Genomic DNA, 19,969 nt, shown 5'->3' with positions numbered 1-19,969 from the left:
AAAATAAAATGCATCATTTTTTTATAATTGATACCTTAATCTTAAGGTTACATATCGCGGCTGAATGTAATACTCTGTTACACTAACAGATAAGTTATTTGAATTACTTGTGTTTTGAGATTTTGTATCAAATAAATTTGTTGCTTTTAACTCATATTCCCATTTACTGTCCTCATTTTTGCGATATGAAAGCGAAGCATCCCAAAATTCGAAGGTATTTAAGGTCTTTTGTTCGTCGCTAAAGTTGTTGTATGAATAATTAGTTTTAAAAGTAAAGGCTTTAAAAATTAGCGCATCAAATTTTACAGACGGTGCATTGGTATAAAATTTAGTTCGGCTAGACCCTTGGTCGTTATCTTGAATAGTATAACGGTAGCCAATCTCAAAATTTGGTGCTTCTCTAAAATTAGTACGTATGCGTGCTCTATAGTTTTGCCCATAGTTTTCGTTGGTTGAGGCTTGATTATTTACAAATTGATTGAATTTGTTATAACTTAAATTACCATCTAAAGTCCCTCTAAATTTCCCAATAGTTTTTTCAAAGCTTCCGTTAATACTTGCACTTTCATCGGCTAAACCTGAATTAAAAGGTGAACTTACACGAACTACACCTCCAGGTACGAACTGAGAGCTTGTTCGAATACGATCAACTGTTTTACTGTAATTAATTCTAGCACGAACATTAGTGTAATTAAACATATTAAAACTGAAATAAGACAGGTTTAAATTGTGAGACAAAGCACTTTCCAACTCTGGATTACCCGAAAAAATAGAGCTATAACTGTTTAACACCAAACCTCTTGCTAACTGATTAACATCGGTAAATCTCGTGTTCATCGCATAATTAAAGGTAATTTGTTCGCTCTTTTTTAATTGCATTCTCAAGTTGAAGTCTGGAAGTAATCGGAAAAAATTATCGGTATAAGTCTCCGAAAATTGTTCGTTTTTAGAACCATAAGCATGGGCAGAAAACCCTGGAGTAATTGTAAAAATTCCAGCTTTTAAACGGTAGTGCATGCCTAAATACACATCGCTAAACGTATAACCAATATTGTTAGTCGCTAAACCATCATTAATGGTTGGTGTTACATAAAATTTAGAACCATCGTCTAAAGTTTGAAAAATATCAGAATCAAAATCCTGTTTACTATAAATGGTTCCTAAAGTAAAATTAAGGTCGCTTTTCTGATTTAAAATATTCCAATAATCAACTTTAGCATCGGTTTGATTTGACTTTACGCGTTTTTCTTGAGAGATGTTATATCCAGTTTGTAAATTATCCATCCCCAAAGCATCGGCAACATCATCGTAATCGGCTTTATCTTCTAGATAAGCATTGTAAAACGGATCTTCATCCTGAATTAAATTTTGAACTTCAACAGCAAAAATATTTTTATCATCAAGCGTATAATAATAATTAAAATTTTGACTGATGCTAAACGGATTAGAGCTTTCTAGTTCGTTTATATTTCCGTTTACTGATGAATAAAACATCTGTTCTTGCGACTCCTTTGATGTTCTTGCTAAAATATTATAATCCAATTGATTATTTGCATTTGGGTTGTAACCTACACTAAATTTTAGCATAGCCAAATCGCTTCGTTGCAAGGTGTTACTTTCTGTTTCTTCATCTGGAATACCTAATTCGGGGTCGGTATAACGTATTCCTTTATATTCTTCCATTTGTGTTCTACTGCTTGAAAAAATAGCAAAACCACTTAAATCTAAGGTCTTTTTTGGCGAATAACTAAAGTTTGCTGCGCCAAATTTGGTGTTAATGGCTTTTGCTCTATTGTTTTGAGCAGTTAGAAAACCTAAATTATTACTTCCCAAATCGATATTTGTACCACTACCTCGACTCGGACTCCTAAAACCTCCTGTAAAATTGTAATAATCGCGCCTTGTAAAAGCGATTTCTCCAATATTATTTAAATCGCCAATGACGTTTATACTGTATTCCGGACTGTAATAAAACAATTTTGGTTGTACTAAATATAGGTCATCATCGGTTGCTACGCCGGCTCCTCCTGTTACATCGCCAAACCAAAAATTCTTTTTACCTTCCTTTAATTTAATGTTAATGGCAATGTTATCTTGATTATTAGTTACACCACTTAATTGGCCAATTTCAGCATAGTTCTTTAAAACTTCAACTTTATCAATGGCATTAGCCGGAATGTTTTTTGTCGCTAATTTAGAATCGCCATCAAAAAAGTCTTTACCTTCAATCATCACTTTACCTACAACTTTGCCTTCAACTTCAATTTCTCCGTCGTCATTCACATCAACACCAGGGAGTTTATTTAAAACATCTTCCAATTTTCGTTCGGTTCCAGAAGTAAACGAATCGGCGTTATAAACAATGGTGTCCCCTTTTACTGAAACTGGCATTTCATAAACCAACTCAATTTCATCTAAGGCATTATCATATTCTAAAGTGAAGTTTTTTGTGATGTCTACATCGGTAGTTGCTATTTCAACTTGAAGTGTTTTTGTTCCAATATAACTAACCTGAATATTATACTTGGTATTTTTTTCGATTGCCAATCTGTAGCGGCCATCGGTACTAGTAATTCCATAAGAATCTAGTTTTTGAGTTTCTTGGTTTATGGCAATAACATTAGCCAATTCCAATGGTGTGCCTATACTGTCCTTAACAACCCCTTCTAGCTTTAATTGAGCAAAAGTTGTTTGTGCTACCAAAAGGAGCATTAAAAAGATGAAATTCTTCATTAAGTTTTGATTGATTGTTTGTGTTTCTGTTGTTTTTATCGTCTACCTCTACCACCGCGACCTCTATACATGTCGCGCATTTCTTCCATTTTAGCTTTTGCAATGGCATCGTATTCTTCTTGAGTGACTTCTTTACCCTTTTTAGGGACTTTAATTTTAGTTTTATCGGAAGGGTTTAAAACTATTTTTGAACATAATATCGTAGTTCTATCGGCACTAATTTCTAAAATTAACCCTGGTAAGCCCCAATACACATCTGGCCCAATATTTACAGGGATTTGAGGGGTATACCAAGCCGTAACTATAATTTCCTGCGGTGCTTCTTTAGGTGTTTCAACTTCTGTATTTGAAGAATCTTTGGGTTTATCGTTTGAACTTTTTCTTCGGAAATCTCTATAATCAAATCCTGTTTTTTTCTTTAAAGCAATAGCTTTGAAACAGGTATATTTTCCAATGGTTTTTGTTTCACCAGTAAGTTTCCAATCCAGTGTTTGCAAGCTATCTTTAATTAAAAACTGTTTCCCAAAAAGGTCTTGCTTCTGAATAATCTCCTGGGTTTTCACATTTTTATATTGATCGCCTCCCGAACTGTTCATCATTCCAAAATGTCTTCCTCCACCTTGCCCTGGCGCATCCAAATGTGCTTCTTCTTCATATAAAGACTCCGATTGATTAAAGGTTAAAATGAAGGTTTTTTCTAAAGCACTTTTCATGCGTTCTGCAATTTGTTTTTTGCGTTCTTCACTTAATCTTCCGCCTCCAAAATCACTCATATCAACAGTTGTTTTGGTTTGATAATAGGCTTTGCCTTGAAAATCTTTTTGGGCAAATAAAGTGCACGTCACTAATAAAAACAGAAAGCTTGTTTTGGTTTTAAGGGTATTGAAACTCATTTAAAATGGTGTTTAATTAAAAAATAAAGCTAGGGCTTTAATTAGTATAAGACCATATCGTTTTTACTTCGTTTAATTGAATTATGTTAAAGTAATCTTAAAATAAGTCAGATAAATTCTAGTAGTTCATGCATTATTAATTTTAGCCTACATTTTATAACATAAATAGTGGATTGATTTTTGTATTTTTCGAAGGTCTATGAAATACACCTTTATCCTTTTATTATCATTCTCAACATCGTTATTCCCACAAGAATCGATTGCTGTAGAATTTATCAAAAAAACAGACTTAAACGTCGAAACCCTTATATCTATTGATAACTTCGGAACTGCTTATTATGTTACCAACAACGTTTTTCATAAAAAGGACGCTACCAAGACCATTACTTACAACAATTTACAATTAGGCGATTTATATTCCGTAGATACTTTTAATCCCTTAAGACTAAGTTTATTTTATAAAGATTTTAATACCATTATAATTTTAGACAATAGGTTGGCTGAAATTTTCAAAATAGACTTTAACCAACTCAATCCCTATAAAAACGTCTCGAAAACCTCTATTGGTTTCGATAATACCCTTTGGATTTTTAATCAGGATTTACAAAAACTAGAACTCTTCGACTATAAAACAAATAGTACGCGAACACAAACCGTTCCTGTGCAAAGTGCTGTTTTAGACCTAAAAAGCAACTACAATTATTGCTGGCTACTAACCGAAAAGTATTTATACATGTATAATTATTTTGGAAGTTTAATTAAGAAAATTGAAAATACGGGGTACACTGCGGTTATGGAAAACAATGAAAATCTGGTGCTTAAAAAGGGACATGCTTTATTTTATTTAGGAAAAAATAGCGATGAAATCATCCCAATAAAAACCCAGAATTTATTGATAAATGATTTTTTTGTAACCAATGAAACCTTGTATATTTACAACAATAAAAGCATTCAAGAATTTAAATTAAAAATAAATTAAAACTATGCATATTGCTATTGCAGGAAATATTGGCGCAGGAAAAACAACACTTACCAAGTTACTCGCAAAACATTATAATTGGGAACCACAACTTGAAGATGTTGTAGACAACCCTTATTTAGATGATTTTTACAATCAAATGGAGCGCTGGAGTTTTAATTTACAGGTTTACTTTTTGAATAGCCGATTCCGACAAGTTTTACAAATTCGTCAAAGTGGTAAAGACATCATTCAAGATCGAACGATTTATGAAGATGCGCATATTTTTGCGCCAAACTTACATGCGATGGGCTTGATGACCAATCGTGATTTTGAAAACTACAAATCGCTTTTTGAATTGATGGAATCTTTAGTTCAAGGTCCCGATGTTTTAATTTATTTAAGAAGTTCGATTCCTAATTTAGTATCGCAAATACACAAACGTGGTCGCGAATACGAAAACTCGATAAGCATTGATTATTTAAGCCGATTAAATGAACGTTACGAAGCTTGGATTCATGGCTACAACAAAGGCAAACTCTTGATTATTGATGTAGACAAATTAGATTTTGTTGATAATCCTGAAGATTTAGGAAGCATTATAAATACGATAGATGCCGAAATTAACGGTTTATTCTAAAAAAATAAGGCTGTCTAACAAATCAAATTAATTGACTTTTCAGACAGCCTCTTTTATAAATTGAAATCCTTAAACAGATTATCCTTGTTTATTTCTTAAAGCTTCAATATCGGCTTTAACTTCAGCTTCTGTGCCGTTAAAAGTATTATAACTTGTAACCGTATCGCCTTCAGTAGATGTTATGGTTGTAACAACAGCTTTAACGGTGCCGTCTTCATTTTCATTCATATCCACTTTAATTTCTTTTGAAACAACAACTTGTTCAATCGCATCGTTTTCAGAAGCATAAGCCGAAACCGATTCAGCAGATATTGCAATACTTGGTGCAATAACTAAAGCGACAACCGACATTAATTTCAATAAAATATTTAATGAAGGTCCAGATGTATCTTTAAAAGGATCACCAACCGTATCGCCTACTACAGCTGCTTTATGGGCATCGGTACCTTTTTTACCTTGCTCCTCAATAGTCTTTTTAGCGTTATCCCAAGCTCCACCAGCATTCGACTGGAAGATCGCCATAAGCACACCGCAGGTAGTTACCCCTGCAAGTAGCCCACCAAGCATTTCAGCACCTCCTATAAATCCAACAGCAACAGGAACCGCAATGGCTAATAAACCTGGCAACACCATTTCTTTAATCGATGCTTTAGTTGAAATATCTACACATTTATCATATTCAGCAATACCATCGGCCGCATCAAAAATAGCACGGTCTTCTGCGGAAGCTTTACTCATATCAGAATCGTATTTACGCATCACTTCTAAAGCCGCTTTTAACTGCGGAATATCTCTAAATTGACGACGCACTTCTTCAATCATGGCCATGGCTGCACGACCTACCGCATTCATCGATAAAGCCGAAAACACAAATGGTAACATCCCTCCTATTAATAATCCTGCCATAATTTTAGGTTGAGACACATCAATAGCAATAACTCCCGCTGTTTTCATAAAGGCAGCAAATAAAGCTAAAGCCGTTAATGCTGCTGAAGCAATAGCAAACCCTTTACCAACTGCTGCTGTAGTATTTCCAACAGCATCTAATTTATCGGTACGCTCACGAACTTCGCTTGGTAATTCTGCCATTTCTGCAATTCCACCTGCATTATCACAAATTGGTCCGTATGCATCAACAGCCAACTGGATGCCTGTGTTAGCTAACATCCCTACCGCTGCAATCGCGATACCGTATAAACCGGCATAATGATGCGACACCATAATAGCGGCGGCAATTAATAGAATAGGCACCATGGTAGACATCATACCAACACCTAAACCAGCAATAATATTGGTAGCTGCACCAGTTTCAGATTGTTCAACAATAGACATCACCGGCTTTTTTCCTGTAGCCGTGTAATATTCGGTGATTTTACCAACACCCAAACCTGCTACTAAACCTGCAATAGTCGCCCAAAACACGCCCATAGCACCATAAGGTAAACCTTCAACCGTTTCAGGAATTAAAGCATTTATAATAAAATATGAAGCTACAACCATTAAAATTGCAGAACCAAATTCCCCAATATTTAATGCTGTTTGCGGATTTCCTCCATCTTTAACTTTCACAAAAAAGGTTCCTAAAATAGACATGATAATCCCTACCGCACCTAGAACAAGCGGTAAATAAACGGCACCTAAACCACCAACAATATCTGGCGTAATAATAAATGCTCCCAATACCATGGTTCCTATAATAGACCCTACGTAAGATTCGAATAAATCGGCGCCCATTCCGGCAACATCACCAACGTTATCACCAACATTATCTGCAATCGTTGCAGGGTTTAAAGGATGATCTTCAGGAATTCCTGCTTCCACTTTCCCTACTAAATCGGCACCTACATCGGCTGCTTTTGTATAAATACCACCACCAACACGTGCAAATAAGGCTATTGATGAGGCTCCTAGTGAAAATCCAGAAAGTACATTTAATACCATGGCTAAATTATCGGCTCCTGGCCAAATGTTTTGGTATATCATAAATAAGCCACTTAAGCCTAAGATGCCTAAGCCCACAACACCAAGCCCCATAACTGCACCACCAGCAAATGCCACTTCTAAAGCGCGACCTAACGAGGTTCTTGCGGCTTGAGTCGTTCTTACATTGGCTTTAGTCGCCACTTTCATGCCTATAAATCCAGCTAGTGCCGAACAGATAGCCCCTATAATGAAGGATACTGCAACAATACCACTGGAACCAACTTCTGAAACGCCTTTAAAATATAATAAGACTGCTACTGCAGCCACAAAAACAGCCAATACTTTGTATTCGGCTTTTAAGAATGCCATAGCACCTTCGGCGATATTCTTAGCGATTCGAGACATTTTTTCATCGCCAACATCTTGTTTTGACACCCATCCGCTTTTTAGAAAAACAAAAATTAATGCTACTACTCCAAAAAGTGGTAAAAATTTTACTATTAATTCCATATTCAATCAATTAGTTATTGGTTAATAAATAAGTTGTTATCTCAACCAAAAGTATGGAAATTAATATGATAAAAAAAACCATGAATAATTTAAAATAACTCACCAAAACCCCTCTTAAATTATCTTATTTTTAATTCTATGACATATGTTAGTTTTTACTTGTTTTTTGAATAAAAATTGCATTAATAAACATAAGAAATTACCTAAACAGCTTAATTAATGGTATAAAAAAAGACCACCTTGATTATAAGATGGTCTTTTTTATTATGTTTTTTTAAACGATTACTTAAATAGTAAACGTCCTTTTTTTCTTGTGTTCGCTTTCATCATAACGTTTTACACATTCATGATAAATTTTAATAGCAGCCTCGGCATTACCCCATCCGCCTGTATCTACTTTTTTCTTTTCTAAATCTTTATAAACTTGGAAAAAGTGTTCAATTTCTTTAAGTCTGTGTGGGTTTAAATCGGCAATATCTTCCTTGTTACTCCAAATAGGATCTGAAACAGGTACACAGATTACTTTTTCATCTGGTCCTTTTTCATCGGTCATATAAAAAACACCAATTGGTCTTACTTCCATAACAACCATAGGATATGTTGGCTGATGTCCTAATACTAAAACATCTAAAGGATCTTGATCTAAAGCTAAAGTTTCAGGAATAAACCCGTAATCTCCAGGATACATCATTGAAGAAAATAACATACGGTCGAATCTAATTTTGTGTAAAGTAAAATCGTATTCGTATTTATTTCTACTTCCTTTAGGAATTTCAATTAGCACATCAAAAGTTACCGCTGGCTTTTTTTTATCACTCGTTTTTTTATCACTCATGTTAAATCTTATTAGTTGTTATATTAAGTAGTTGTTTTCTTTTTAAAGAATGCAAATGTACTGAACCCATTGCCTTTAAGCAACAAAAAACAGCACGTTTTACTCCCGTTAACAAAAGCGTAACAAATCATAAACCCCAAGCTTCCATATAAAAAAAAGCAAGTCATTAATTTAAAGTTTACTACATGTATATTATTAATTATTGAACTGAATAAGTTTACTTCACAATAGGATAACTCCAAAATTAATTTTTGAGTTTAACAAAAAAAGATATAATTTCGTCTTACATCCCTAATATTAAACTAATTATAAGCTTGTTACCTTATTTTAATCAACAAGATTGTAATTATGAAAAAAGTATTAAAAATTTTAGTTTTTGGAATTGGTATTATTGCGATTGTAATTATTGCAACCCTAATTACCATTAACTTCTCGGGTATTCCATCTTACGAAGTAGAAAAAATTGACTACACAGCAAAAAGCAGTCCCGAACTTATAGTACGGGGAAAGAAACTAACCATGATGCTTTGTGCACAATGCCACATGAATAGTGAAACACGAAAACTAACAGGAAAAAGAATGTTAGATGCACCGCCTGAATTTGGCGAAATATTTTCTCAAAACATTACTCAGGATAAAACTTACGGTATTGGAAATTGGACCGATGCCGAATTACTCTACCTTTTTAGAACTGGTATTAAAAAAGATGGCGTTTATAGTCCGCCGTATATGGCAAAAATGCCCAATATGGCCGATGAAGACTTAGATGCCATTATTGCATTTTTAAAATCTGACGACCCCATGGTTAATGCTTCTGCAACTCCAGACACCCCATCAAAACCATCGCTTTTAACAAAAATATTATGCCGTATAGCTTTTAAACCATTGCCTCTGCCATCAAAAAAAATAGAATTGCCAACTACTGCTGAACCCATAAAACTGGGTAAATATTTAGCACACAATTTAGAATGTTTCTCTTGCCATTCAGCCGATTTTAAAACGAATAATTTCTTAAATCCGGAATTAAGTGAGGGGTATTTTGCAGGCGGCAACAAACCATTAGACGAACAAGGTAGAGTTATGCTAACCCCTAATTTAACGCCTGACAAAGCTACTGGAATTGGAAATTGGAGCAAAGCAGATTTTATTCAAGTTGTAAAGCATGGCATTAAAAAAGGAGAAAAAGCAATGGTTTTCCCAATGATGCCATACACACAGCTTAGCGATGAGGAAGCAGGGGCTATTTTTGATTATTTACAAACAATTCCTGCCATAAATAACAAAGTAAACCGTTCTATTTATGATTAATGCAAATGAATGCTATCGAATTAGTATCCTACGATAAACTATCAAACAATTAAATTATCTTTGCAGCTCTTTAATTTGAATTATGCGCATAGATATTATAACAGTTTTACCAGAATTACTTAAAAGTCCTTTTGATGCTTCCATTTTAAAACGTGCTATTGATGCTGGTTTGGTTGAAGTTCATTTTCATAATTTAAGAGATTATACTACTGATAATTATAAATCTATTGACGATACTCAGTTTGGTGGTGGCGCCGGCATGGTTATGATGATTGAGCCAATTGATAAATGTATTTCGGCATTAAAAGCAGATCGCGACTACGACGAAGTTATTTATATGACCCCCGATGGTGAAACTTTAAAACAAGGCATTGCCAACCAACTGTCCATGAAAGAAAACATTATTATTTTATGTGGGCATTATAAAGGTGTGGATCAACGTGTACGTGATTTATTTATTACTCGCGAAATCTCTATTGGCGATTATGTGCTTTCTGGCGGCGAATTAGGAGCTGCTGTACTTTGCGATGCCATTATTAGATTAATTCCGGGCGTTTTGGGCAATGAAACTTCTGCCTTAACCGATTCTTTTCAAGACAATTTGCTAGCCCCGCCAATTTACACGAAACCTCGTGATTACAAAGGCAGTAAAGTACCCGAGTTGCTTTTTAGTGGTAATTTACCAGAAATTGAAAAGTGGCGTGAAGAACAAGCTTATTTACGTACAAAAGCGCGTCGACCGGATTTACTGGATGAGTAATTTTCTTCCGAAGTTTAAATTTTTAACTTGATAGGAGGTTTATAAATTTAATTATTAATCCAAAGTATAATTTTTCCCTTTAGTAAGCCCATCCCAATTATCAGTTCTAAAAGGAGAGGCAGGAAATCCATCGATATTATATAGGTTACATGCACCCGCATCGTCTGCCCAACCATAATGTACAGCAATAGGATGCGCTACATTTTCAGAATAAAGCACTACTTTATTTTCAATTATGGATGCTTTAGCCTTGTGAAATACTTTGTTAGCACCCGCTATTTCAAATCCGTTTACAAAACCATCTGCATTAGTACTTTTTAAACCAGATCCTAAATTATCGAAAGTGATAATAACTTTAGCGCCTTTCACTTCTATAGATTTGAAAATTGGACCGCTACAAATCTGTTCTTTTTCATAAAAATTATTTAAAGCTATTGCTGAAAGCCTAAGTCCAACGTCTTGTTTATTTGTGGGATGAATATCTTTTGCATTTCCAACATCTATGGTTACAGCCATGCCTGTATTAGCAACGGTTTGTAACGTAAAACTTTGTGCTTCTCGCAGTTCGGCCCATTTACTCCCTTTGTTACTGTTTCCTCCAAATTCATCAAATGAAGACAACTGCACAAAATAAAATGGAAAATCACCTTGATGCCATTGGGTTCTCCAGTCTTTTATCATTAAAGGGAAAGCTTTTTTGTATTGCTCTGCCCTATCTACATTCGCTTCTCCCTGATACCAAAGTACCCCTTGAATGGCATAGGGAATTAAAGGATTTATCATAGTATTATATAATAAGGAAGGGTAACTATTAGGTGACACTTCGCTTTTTACCTCGACAACATTAAATTTCCATGCACCAGCCAAAGGGATACTTCCACTTGGTGTTGTTAGTTTTAAATCTGCTTGATCTCCCCAAATACCACCACCGCCAGCATAATCAACAATTCTGATGGCAATGCAATTCTCTCCTTCTTTTAAAAGGTTAACAGGGACTTTATAGCTTCGTTTTGCATCATATTTATTGGTTGTACCTACCTCAACTCCATTGATATAAGTAACATCTTGGTCGTCGATTTTAGCTAATTCTAAAAGCGCTTCTTTATTTGCATCTGCTTTTGATATAACAATCGTCTTACGCATCCAAACTGTTCCGTCTAAATTATTTAATTGCTGATGTTCCCATTGGTCTGGAACATTCATTTCTGGCCAATTCTTATCGTTGAAATTAAGTTTTTTAAACGTATGCTCCTGAGCTGTATTAATTTTAGAACCTTGAATTTTTTCAATTTTATTTTTAATAACACTTCTTTGAGTTTTAGCCAGCGAATCCAAGTCAATTTTAGGAATTTTAGAAACCATCGCTTTAAATTCATTACTTCCTTCAAAAGCGTTACGACTGGTCCATGTTTCCACACAGGTTCCGCCCCAGGAGCTGCTTATAATGCCTATTGGAATATCTAATTCACCATATATTTTTTTAGCAAAATAAAAACCTACGGCTGTAAAATTACCAACGGTATTTTGGTTACAAACACTCCAGTTTCCGCCTTTTAACTTTGATTTTGGAGTAGACCCCATATCATTTTCAACATAAAACTGACGAATCATCGGGTAATTTGAATCTTTAATTTCTTCCTCAAAATTCATGGCTTGCGCAACCGTGAATTCCATATTCGATTGCCCGCTGCAAATCCAAACTTCGCCCACTAAAACATTGGAAATCAAAATTGTGTTTTTCCCTCTAACTATTAATTCATAGGGACCACCCGCTATTTCTGGCTTTAAATTCACTTTCCAATCACCGTTTTTATCGGCTCTAGTTTTTAGAGTTTGATTGTTGAAACTAATTTCAATTTGTTCGCCAGCATCAGCCCAACCCCAAACAGGAATTCGTTTATTGCGTTGTAAAACCATATCGTTTGAAAACAACAATGGCAGCTGAACATCTGCGTTTGAATAAAAGCATAAAGCTAAAAATAGAACCGTAAAATAAGTTTTCGTTTTAATCATGATTTTGTTTCAATTTTAATAACAAAAGCCTTGTCCTCAATCTTTTGGTTGGGTGTTGAAAAGTGTAAACCTTTACTATCTTGAGCAAAAGGAACCAATCCATTAAAACCCAAAACAGAAACCTGCTTAACTTCAGGTACTTGATCTCCCAAGATTTCGAAAGTAAAAGACCTTAAAGTAATAGCCTTATCGTTCCCAGGCCACCCTAAAATAATGGCATAAATGGTATCTCCTTTTTTTGTGTAACGCACATCCTGTGGCGTATAAGTGATTTTATCTAAAAACATTCCCGATTTTTCTTGTTTTGTAGGGCCTTCTCCAAAAACTAACCAAGGTCGGGTACCATAAATCGCTTCACCATTGGTTTTTAACCACGCTCCTATTTCTAATAAAATATCTTGCTGATTCTGAGGAATAATACCATTTGCCATAGGTGAAACATTAAGCATTAATGCTCCGTTTTTGCTAACAACATCGGCTAAAACATGAATAATTTCATTAGTTTTTTTCAACCCTAAATTGTTAGTATAACTCCAACTGCCCACCGAGACGGTTTCGTCGGTTAACCAAAAATCCTTGGTTATTTTGTTGGTACGTCCTTTTTCAAAATCCTCTAAACTCACCGATTTTGGGAACTCACCTTCTTTATGCGTAAAAACAACTTGTTTATTTTTTGCAACTGCATCGTTAAAATAATAAGCTGCAAACTCTTTTTTATATGACTCTGGAATCTTTTGAGTTTGACTATCGAAGTAAATTAAGTCTGGACTGTAATTATCAATCACCTCTTTTAGCTGCCCCAACCAATCGTTACTAAATTTTTCTTTTGAGATATTTCCATACATTTTTGCTAAAAGCGGATCATCTGAAGACGATGGCATTTTTGGATTATATGGAAAGTAAGACGTATCATTTAACCATTTTGCAGGTTGTTCTTTAAATATTTGAAGGTTTCTAGCGATGTGAAAGGAAGCCACTAATTTCATGTTTTTCTTATGAATGGCTTCACTTAATTCTCCATAAACATCGCGCTTTGGCCCTTTATCAACAGCATTCCATGGGTTTATTTTACTCCCCCAATTGGACCAACCGTCGTGATGTTCGGCTACTAAACCGGCAAACTTAGCGCCCGATTTTTCAAAAAGATCAGCCCATACCTGTGCATTAAAATGTTCGGCTTTAAACATGGGTACAAAATCATGGTAACCAAATTTTGAAGGTTCGCCGTAAGTTTCAACATGATGCTTATACTCATTGCTGCCTTCAATATGCATATTTCTTGCATACCAATCATTGGCGTAAGCTGGAACCGACATGACGCCCCAATGGGCATAAATTCCGAATTTCGCGTCTTTAAACCATTCGGCAGCTTCATCATATTTAGCTAAGGATTCCCAGTTTGCTTCATATTTAGGCTTTATAGCGATCTTTTGTTCTTTTGTGTTTTTTACACAACTAAAAAAACAAAGAGCAACACATAAAATATAGATTGATTTTTTCATTTTTAGTTTAATTTTCAGTCCAAACCGTTACGCCTCCAGATGTTACATTTTTTGTTCCTATTAGTATTTTGGCTTTTTTTGGAAGTTGTAATATGTAATCTGTTGAAGCATAATTTACAGCCACCCAAAAACCATCACGCCACTGCACATAAACACCTTCTGGATAATTTTCGGTGCTAATATTCGCGTTCTTATAGACTTCTTTTAAAACATCCTTTTCTAATTGGTCATCATCCGTATCCACCCCAATATAGGTTACGGTTCCTTTTCCTATTTTATTTGTAACCACGGCAGCTTTACCGGCATAAAACTGGTTGGTGTACGTCGCCAAAACGTTTTCTGGTTTGTTCGCTTTGATTAGATCTGCCCAATTGTTCCAATAATATTCCTTTTGGTTACTAGAAATAGTCCCCTTCATATGCGGTAATAACTGATCGAAATAATCGATTTTAGCATCAATTAACGGATAAATTTGTTCGCCATATCCCGACCTAAATAAATGTCCGTTTCTATCTTTAACACCTGTTCTAACCGTTAAAACTAAATTTCCGCCTTGTTTCACATAGGTTTCCCATTTTTTAATTAAAACTTCATCAACCAGCTCGAAAGCTGGAGCTATAACCACTTTATAAGCACTTAAATCGTCCGTTTCATAAATAATATCTGAAGCCACTCCAAACGACTTTGTGATTTCTAAATATTTTTGAAAAAACGAAAGCGTGTGCCATTGGCTCGTTTGCCCTTGCCTACTCATACTCCATAAATTATCGTAATTCCATAGCAAAGCAGTTTTTCTTTCCTCTAATATTTTTGGTGCTTTGGCTTTTGAATTATAGGCTTTCCTAAGCATTTTCATTTCATCAATAACCTGTTTATAATCCTTTCCGCCTTGCGATAAGGTTACGCCATCTAAAGTTGTTATACCGCCGTGGTATTGTTCCGAGCTATAATTAATTTGTCGGTAGCGATACGAACAAGCAAATGCTAAATCGCCACCAAAACAGTGGAAAAGCCACATACGTAAGGCGCCAGGTTGAAGTAACGGATTGATGTTTCCCCAATTTACAAACCCTGGTTGCAATTCCATAACCCCCGAAACATGATTTTCGGGACTATAAAAACTTAATGCAAAAGACAATTCTTTAGGATCACCTAATCTGAAACCGTTTTCACCAATATTAACTTGTCCTTTATTGGGATACGATGTAAAGGCGTTAAAATCTAACTTTTTAGTACGCCTGGGGTCTGAAGTTGATGTTGTAGCCGTGTAATTTGTGGTTATATACTGTTTTTCTGAAATTAACGGACGAAGAATTTCAACTTGAAAGTCTAAAAAATCGGCTTGTACATCTGCGGAATAGCGTTTAAAATCTAATAGTGCGTGCGGATTTGTGCCCCACCAGCCAACATGATTGGCATTATGGATTTTAATCTGACTGAAATCACTATAACGCTGACTCCAAAAAGCAGTGCCCCAAGCAAAATTTAAAGCTTCAATCGATTCGTATTTACTTTGTAACCACTTTTGAAAGGCCTTTTGTGACGACGGACTATAATCTGATTTGGCTTCTGGTTCATTATCCAATTGCCATCCTATAACCGTTGGATTTTTCCCGTAACGTTTTCCTAATTCTGTGATTATTTTTTTTGAAAAACTACGCCAAACTGGATTCGTAAGCGATTGCTGGGCACGTGTACCGTGTTCGGCGCGCAAATAATTTGAACCCATTAAATAAATTTCTGGATATTTTATGCCCATCCAAACAGGCGAAATGGCTGTTGGCGTGCCTAAAATAACTTTCAACTTATACTTTGTTGCTAAGTCTATAACCTCATCTAACCAACCGAAAGTATAAACACCTTCTTGAGGCTCCATATCTATCCAAGCAAATTCGGCAAGATGGATAAACTCAAATCCCAATTCTGAAATATTTTTAATATCCCGTTCCCAGTCACTTTTATCCCAATGTTCCGGATAATAATAAATCCCGATGGCCATTAAATCTTCCTTCGGAAAAAATTTAGTAGCGTTTTGTGCTTGTACACTAAACGCTACTAACAAAATAATCAAACATTGAAAATAAGGGTTTTTCATAAATTCTATTTTTTAAACTTTAATTCAACCCTTCAACTAAGGCATTTAAAGCCTGAGTATCGAAAACAGAATTATTACTTCTATCAAATAAACCAGTACCAAGATCTCCTAATCCACCGGCATCCCAATAATAAGGTAATAAGCCATTTGCTTTAGCTTGCTGTATAACCGTTTTTAAATAATAAGCTCTAGAATCTAAATGTAATTGCAAATTATCGCCTGTTAAAGTAGTACGTCTAATAGCTGCAAATTCACCTAAAATAACTGGAATTCCTTTATCTACAAATTGGGTTTTCATCAATTTGAAATAGTTTTCTAAATCGGTTTCCTCTCCCCAAGTAGTATTACGATCAGCATCAGTAGTTGAGTGATAATTTGTTCCCCAATAGTAAAACATTTTTCCCCAAGATTCATCTGCTGTCATTAAAGCGAACTGGTATGGTGTATAATAATGAACCTCTGCCATCAAACGGTCTGTAGCCGAATCGGTCGGTAAAGTTGTCATTAAATTGTTTGTTTTTTCAATATCTGTTGAAGGGCCTTGAACCACTAGTGTTCTATAGGCATTTCTTCCTCCTGTAGCACGAACAGCATCGATAAAAGTTTGGTGATAATAGTTTAAAACAGCCATTTGTTCGGCAGTTTCTACATGTGGTTCGTTGGCACTTGCAAATAGCAAACGCTCGTCGTAATCTCTAAAATGTGTTGCAATTTGCTCCCAGTATGCTTTTTGCTTAGCGTTAACTTGAGTTTTACTTTCTTCGTTAACATTAAGTTCTAACCAGCCACCATCCCAGTGAATATTTAACACCACATACATATCGTTATCCACACAGTATTGTACCACTTCCTTAACACGATTTAACCAACTTTCTTTAATTTTTGCGTTATCAACATCTTCTAGATATTGATCCCAAGCACAAGGAATACGTATGGAATTAAACCCATTCGCCTTAACCAAGTCGATGAGTTGCTTAGTTACCATTGGATTTCCCCAAGCGGTTTCGCCTCCAGTAGCTTCGAGAGTATTCCCTATATTCCAACCTAATGAAATTTTAGCAGCAATTTCTTCTGCGGTACTGCTCATTCCCGTAGGATCGGCAGCGATGGGGTTGGTATTATAATCTGGATATATACCATTAGCCGAAGATGCTCCTGCCTGAGAAACCGTAATTTTAACCGCATCAACATTATTAGCGTTTACGGTTATTACCGCAGAGCGCCCTTGAATGCTTATGTTTTCGGAGGCTGTAATTTTTACCGTACTGGTTCCAGAAGTTCCTGAGGTTTCACTTAAAGTAATCCAACTGGTTCCAGAACTACTAATTACCCAGGTATCAACATCGGTTGTAATGCTAATATCTGCACTACTTTCTATGCTTTCCAAATCTATTGCAGTTTTATCTACAGTAAGGGTATTAATCACTTCCTCCTCTTTGTCTGGCACATCATCTGAAGAAGATTCTGAATTGCAAGACAACACGCCCATTTGAATAAAAAGGACAAATGCAGTAATTACGAATTTAATGTTTATTGTTTTCATGTTATATTCCGAATTGATTACTTAATGTTTACTGAAACTTCTTCGGTTATGTTCCTAGAAGAGTTTCCTATTTTTATTTTGTAAGTTCCTGGTTCTACCAACCATTCTTTTATAACCTCGTTATAATACGCCAATTCTTTAACAGGCAATTGTATGGTAACCTGTGTTGAAGCTCCGCTTTTTACAAATACTTTTTTGAAACCTTTTAGTTCTTGAGCGGCTTTTTCAACATAAGATTCTGGATCTGAAACATACAATTGCGCCACTTCTTTTCCGTCAAGATCTCCTGTGTTTTTTATGTTGAAAGTCACTTCAATCACTTCATTTACTTCGTATTCTTTTTTATTGGTTTTTAATTCTGAAAACTCAAAACTGGTGTACGATAACCCGTAACCAAAAGGATATAATGGTTCAATTTTTTTAGTATCAAACCAACGGTAGCCTACTAAAATTCCCTCTGTATAATTTACCGAAGCTTCGCCTGGAAAGCTATGTGTAGCGTGTGCCGGAGAGTCTTCAATTCGTTTTGGCATGGTCCAAGGTAATTTTCCTGAAGGATTGATATTTCCTAAAATTACATCGGCCAAAACATGACCGCCTTCCGATCCGTTAAACCAACTCCATACTAAAGTTGAAGCCTCTTTTTTAATTTCAGTTAAATCAAAAGGGGCGCCCGCAATCATTACAACTATGGTGTTTGGGTTAACTTCCAATACTTTTTTAATGAGTTCTTCTTGACCAAATGGCAGAAACAGATTCCGTCTGTCTGATGCTTCGGTTTCATAATCGCGGTTCGATCCTGCGAAAATGATAGCCACATCCGAATTTTTAGCCGCTTCAATAGCTTCACTCAATTTGGCTTCATCAAGTTCATCAACAGTTAATGGCCCATGTAAGGTCACCTCCTCCTTTTTATCATTTTCGTTTTTAGAGTAGCGCTCCAAATACCCTTCAGCATAATTAATTTTTACGCCTTCTGGCAATCTATTGGTTAAACCATCTAAAGGCGTCACCTCTCTTTTGGTTTTAACCCCAGCACCAAATCCGCCTAGAGCATTCGTTTTTTTAGCATTGTTACCTATAACAGCTATCGATTTTACCCCTTCCAATTTTAAAGGCAACAGGTTTTTATCATTCTTTAACAGCACCACAGATTCTGCAGCAATATCATAGGCGTCTTTATAATGTGCTTCGGTTGCAAGGCTACCTTTTACTCTATTTTCGCCATCCATAGCTTTCACTTGAAATAAAACACGCAAAATACGTTTCACATGTTTGTTAATTTCTTCATCTGAAATCTCACCATTTTTAGCCGCAGCAATTAATTTATCGGCTAAGAAAAACTCATTGAAAGGTTTTGGTGTTCCCATTTCGATATCCAAGCCATTTTTTAAAGATTTTACCGTACTATGAACGGCTGCCCAATCGGACACCACAACACCTCGAAAACCCCATTCGTCTCTTAGGATTTTATTCAGCATATAATCGTTTTCACATAAATAGTCGCCTCTAAACTTGTTATAAGCCCCCATTAAACTGTGAGCATGTGCTTCAACAACCGTTGCTTTAAATGCAGGCAAATAAATTTCACGAAGCGTGCGCTCATCGGCCAAAACATCAACCGTTCCTCTGTTGGTTTCTTGGTTGTTCACGGCAAAATGCTTCACACAAGCCATAACATCATTTTCTTGTAATCCCACTACAAAAGGCACCGCTAATTTTTTATTAAGAAAAGGGTCTTCGGTAAAATACTCGTAAGTACGGCCTCCCAATGGGGTTCTAATAATATTTATAGCTGGCGATAATAACATGTCCTTGCCACGAGCGCGAGCTTCCTGCCCAACGCTATTCCCAAAGGTGTATGACAATTCTGGGTTCCAGGTTGCTGCCACGGCGCCAGCAGCTGGATAGTAAGTTGCAAAATCGTTATCCCAACCTGCAGCAGCCCAACTGTCTCTCGAAATTTCTTCTCGAATTCCCAGCGGACCATCAACCATTTTTAGTTCTCGAATCCCTAATCGTTCTACACCTCCAGTTGCAAACATGCTATTGCCATGTAGCATGCCAACTTTTTCTTCAAGAGTCATTTGCGAGATAAGCGCGTCAATTTTTGTATCGTTTTCTAAGCTAATTTCTTTCCCTTTATAGGTTGCTAACTCTGTTTCTTCGGAAGTATTTGAAACTACAACTTGCTCTTTACAGGACACAAACATTAAAGATGCCATGGCTAAAAGAATTATTCTATTTTTCATTTGT

Annotated in this window: 13 protein-coding genes; 4 read left to right on the top strand and 9 right to left on the bottom strand. The window is 35.7% G+C overall.

Going from position 1 to position 19,969, the window contains the following annotated elements; genetic code table 11:
* Positions 1-21 precede the first annotated feature (21 nt).
* Positions 22-2,733 carry a TonB-dependent receptor gene (locus tag H6X70_RS14800; RefSeq protein WP_194768470.1) on the bottom strand — a complete coding sequence of 904 codons (2,712 nt, stop codon included), beginning with the start codon at positions 2,731-2,733 and terminating at the stop codon, positions 22-24.
* A gap of 35 nt (positions 2,734-2,768) precedes the next feature.
* Positions 2,769-3,626: a GLPGLI family protein gene (locus H6X70_RS14795; RefSeq protein WP_194768469.1), complete on the bottom strand. Its 858-nt coding sequence runs from the start codon at positions 3,624-3,626 to the stop codon at positions 2,769-2,771.
* 199 nt (positions 3,627-3,825) lie between these two features.
* On the opposite strand from H6X70_RS14795, the gene H6X70_RS14790 reads away from it, so the two are divergent.
* Complete coding sequence (locus H6X70_RS14790) at positions 3,826-4,605, top strand: hypothetical protein (RefSeq protein WP_194768468.1); 780 nt, start codon at positions 3,826-3,828, stop codon at positions 4,603-4,605.
* Positions 4,606-4,609: 4 nt separating this feature from the next.
* On the top strand, positions 4,610-5,224 hold the full coding sequence (locus H6X70_RS14785; RefSeq protein ID WP_194768467.1) for a deoxynucleoside kinase: 615 nt from the start codon (positions 4,610-4,612) through the stop codon (positions 5,222-5,224).
* Between the two features lie 78 nt (positions 5,225-5,302).
* On the opposite strand, the gene H6X70_RS14780 is transcribed toward H6X70_RS14785, so the two are convergent.
* Together H6X70_RS14780 and H6X70_RS14775 are read right to left on the bottom strand one after the other, a co-directional pair.
* Positions 5,303-7,657 carry a sodium-translocating pyrophosphatase gene (locus H6X70_RS14780; protein ID WP_194768466.1) on the bottom strand — a complete coding sequence of 785 codons (2,355 nt, stop codon included), beginning with the start codon at positions 7,655-7,657 and terminating at the stop codon, positions 5,303-5,305.
* Positions 7,658-7,943: 286 nt separating this feature from the next.
* Positions 7,944-8,492, bottom strand: a complete 549-nt coding sequence (locus H6X70_RS14775; protein WP_194768465.1) for an inorganic diphosphatase — start codon at positions 8,490-8,492, stop codon at positions 7,944-7,946.
* A 348-nt stretch (positions 8,493-8,840) separates the two neighbouring features.
* Between H6X70_RS14775 and H6X70_RS14770 the strand changes: the two genes are divergently transcribed.
* Together H6X70_RS14770 and trmD are read left to right on the top strand one after the other, a co-directional pair.
* Positions 8,841-9,800: a c-type cytochrome gene (locus H6X70_RS14770; RefSeq protein ID WP_194768464.1), complete on the top strand. Its 960-nt coding sequence runs from the start codon at positions 8,841-8,843 to the stop codon at positions 9,798-9,800.
* 82 nt (positions 9,801-9,882) lie between these two features.
* A complete protein-coding gene (trmD, locus tag H6X70_RS14765; RefSeq protein WP_194768463.1) occupies positions 9,883-10,560 on the top strand; it encodes a tRNA (guanosine(37)-N1)-methyltransferase TrmD in 678 nt (225 codons plus the stop codon).
* A 54-nt stretch (positions 10,561-10,614) separates the two neighbouring features.
* Here the strand turns inward: trmD and H6X70_RS14760 are convergent, their stop codons facing one another.
* The 5 genes from H6X70_RS14760 to H6X70_RS14740 are packed head-to-tail and all read right to left on the bottom strand — an operon-like array spanning position 10,615 to position 19,965.
* Entirely contained in the window at positions 10,615-12,573 is a 1,959-nt protein-coding gene (locus H6X70_RS14760; RefSeq protein WP_194768462.1) for a sialate O-acetylesterase, read from the bottom strand.
* Positions 12,570-14,075, bottom strand: a complete 1,506-nt coding sequence (locus H6X70_RS14755) for an alpha-L-fucosidase (RefSeq protein ID WP_194768461.1) — start codon at positions 14,073-14,075, stop codon at positions 12,570-12,572. The genes H6X70_RS14760 and H6X70_RS14755 overlap by 4 nt, the downstream gene beginning before the upstream one ends.
* Positions 14,076-14,082: 7 nt before the next feature.
* The gene (locus tag H6X70_RS14750) at positions 14,083-16,170 is read right to left on the bottom strand and encodes a beta-galactosidase (RefSeq protein ID WP_194768460.1); all 2,088 of its coding nucleotides are present in this window, start codon (positions 16,168-16,170) and stop codon (positions 14,083-14,085) included.
* Between the two features lie 19 nt (positions 16,171-16,189).
* Positions 16,190-17,713 carry a cellulase family glycosylhydrolase gene (locus H6X70_RS14745; RefSeq protein WP_194768459.1) on the bottom strand — a complete coding sequence of 508 codons (1,524 nt, stop codon included), beginning with the start codon at positions 17,711-17,713 and terminating at the stop codon, positions 16,190-16,192.
* Positions 17,714-17,730: 17 nt separating this feature from the next.
* Positions 17,731-19,965: a beta-glucosidase family protein gene (locus H6X70_RS14740; RefSeq protein WP_194768458.1), complete on the bottom strand. Its 2,235-nt coding sequence runs from the start codon at positions 19,963-19,965 to the stop codon at positions 17,731-17,733.
* Between the last annotated feature and the right edge of the window lie 4 nt (positions 19,966-19,969).

Source organism: Tamlana sp. I1 (assembly GCF_015355625.1).
Classification (GTDB): Bacteria; Bacteroidota; Bacteroidia; order Flavobacteriales; family Flavobacteriaceae; genus Pseudotamlana.
The sequence above is the reverse complement of the archived record's forward strand: the minus strand, read 5'-3'. Positions and strand labels throughout refer to the sequence as shown.